At 74.5% G+C, this 560-nt stretch carries 1 pseudogene; it reads right to left on the bottom strand.

What is annotated here, in order from left to right:
- Positions 1-416, bottom strand: a pseudogene (locus tag A9X00_RS24215) (YibE/F family protein); the annotation flags it as partial.
- Between the last annotated feature and the right edge of the window lie 144 nt (positions 417-560).

Raw genomic sequence — 560 nt, 5'->3', positions numbered from 1 at the left:
GCCGCGTAGCGGATGACCGCGGACGCCACCAGCGCGACGGGGACGGCGGGCGCGGCGGCGCGCCGCGCCGGCAGCAGGAACACCACCAGCACCAGGAACGCGACGACGATGCCGACCAGCGCGAGCAGCCCGCGCCAGCGGGCCACGGCGACGATCACCACCGCGAACGCGACGGCGAGCGCGACCAGCGGCCAGCCGCGTTCGAAGTCGTAGAAGGCGTAGCTGGTGGTGCCCTGCTCGTCGACCTGCCGGACCAGCCGAACGCGATCGCCGGCCGCGAAATGGGGCTGGCCGGGACCGGGGGAGGACTCCAGCAGCGTCTTGGCGCCCGCGTTCGGGCCGGAGTCGATGGCGATCAGCGTTTGGATGCAACGCCCGGCGCCCGGGGCCGCCGATTGCGGCGCCGTGAGCACGCAAAAGGGGCACGTGCTGTCCAGCGCGCTGGGCGACTGCGGCAGCCCGTCCGCGGGCCAGGTGATCACGACGGCGCCGCAATCGGCGGCCCCGGGCGCCGGGCGTTGCATCCAAACGCTGATCGCCATCGACTCCGGCCCGAACGC

Source organism: Mycobacterium sp. 1245805.9, assembly GCF_001672915.1.
Classification (GTDB): domain Bacteria; phylum Actinomycetota; class Actinomycetes; order Mycobacteriales; family Mycobacteriaceae; genus Mycobacterium.
Note: the sequence above shows the minus strand (reverse complement) of the source record. Positions and strands in the feature narration are given on the sequence as shown.